The 1,418-nt window shown below is 74.4% G+C and carries 2 protein-coding genes; both read left to right on the top strand.

Annotated elements, in window-relative coordinates; genetic code table 11:
* Positions 1-570 (top strand): DUF2690 domain-containing protein (locus AB0K09_RS33340; RefSeq protein WP_366069129.1); only part of this gene is annotated, 570 nt, incomplete at its 5' end.
* Positions 571-1,031: 461 nt separating this feature from the next.
* Positions 1,032-1,418: helix-turn-helix transcriptional regulator (locus AB0K09_RS33335; protein WP_366069128.1), on the top strand; the 387-nt coding region annotated here is incomplete at its 3' end.

The raw sequence follows: 1,418 nt of genomic DNA, 5'->3' as shown, positions 1-1,418 counted from the left end.
GTGCCGTCCGACGCGGGCGCGGAGCACGGTGGTGGCCCGCACCGCTCCCGCACCCACCTGCTCTCCGGCGCGGCCGCCGTCGTCGCGGCGGCCGTCGTACTGCTGCTCCTGCTGACCGGCGAACGCGGGCCGGGCGGGCGGAAGTCCGGGAGCGCCACGACCGCCTCCCCCTACCCCCAGATCCTCGAACCCGGCTGCAAGGGAACGGAGTGCGACGGCGCGAAGGCCTACGACATGGGGTGCGGGCTGCCGGCCCCCGAAACGCTGTTCACCCGCCGGGCGTCCGGCGGCCAGCGGCTGGAGCTCCGTTACGCGCCCGAGTGCGCGGCCGTGTGGGTGCGCGGGACGAACCTCCGGCTGGGCGACCGGGTACGGCTGTCGCTGCCGGGCACCGAGACGAAGGAGGCCAGGGCCGCGAGCCAGCGCGACACGGAGGAGTACCTGTCGACCGCCATGACGGTGACCAAGGCGCCCCGCACCGCGCGGATCTGCCTGCTGCCCGGCGACGGCGGACCGGAGGAGTGCTTCACGCCGTCCCCGTCCCCCTCGCTGTCCGCGTCCGGTGGCTAATGCCCCTGGTTGGACGCTTTCGCCGGATGCGCCGAGTGTGGCGCCCGTCAAATGGGTAGTAAACGGGTGGAGGAGAGCCGGCGGCCGGTCCTCCACCCCCGTGGGAGGACCGGCCGCCGCTCACCGTTCCGAGGATCATGACCGCACTAACCCGGATCAAGGTCCGCCGGGCCGCTGTGGCGCGGAGGTGACCATTCCGGTACGAGGTCCCCGTCCCGTACCGGGAACGCGCCGAGTGTCACCGCACGGTGACGGGCCGGCCGCCCGGCACACCGGCGGCGTGCGCCGCTCATGCCGGTCCACCCCGTACGCCTCCGTGCGCCGCCCCGGAGGGAACTGCCATGCTGATGCGCGGCATCCCTCTGGGTGGCCGGGAGCAGATACTGCGGAAGGAGCGGGTGGGGGCGGGACGCCGGCGGCGCGGGGGAGAGACCGTACGTACCGGGGGACAGGGGAGGGCAATGCCTCGTTGGAGGGCGCTACCGGAGGAACTCGACCCGCAGGTGCGCGAATTCGCGGAGCAGCTGCGCAGACTCGTCGAGCACAGCGGACTGAGCATCGCGGCCGTCGCGGACCGCACCGGATACAGCAAGACGTCCTGGGAACGTTATCTCAACGGCCGGCTGCTGCCGCCGCGCGGCGCTGCCGAGGCCCTGGCCGAGGTGACGGGCACCGATCCCGGGCATCTCGGCACGCTCTGGGAGCTCGCCGAGCGCGCCTGGAGCCGCTCCGAGCTGCGGCACGACGTGACGCTGGAGGCGATGCGGGTCGCCGAGGCGCGTGCCGCGCTGGCGGCGTTCGAGGCCCGGGCCGGGGCGGAGGCCGACGCGGGACAGCGCGGCGGCGGC

The organism is Streptomyces sp. NPDC049577 (assembly GCF_040675635.1).
Taxonomy (GTDB): domain Bacteria; phylum Actinomycetota; class Actinomycetes; order Streptomycetales; family Streptomycetaceae; genus Streptomyces.
Note: the sequence above shows the minus strand (reverse complement) of the source record. Positions and strands in the feature narration are given on the sequence as shown.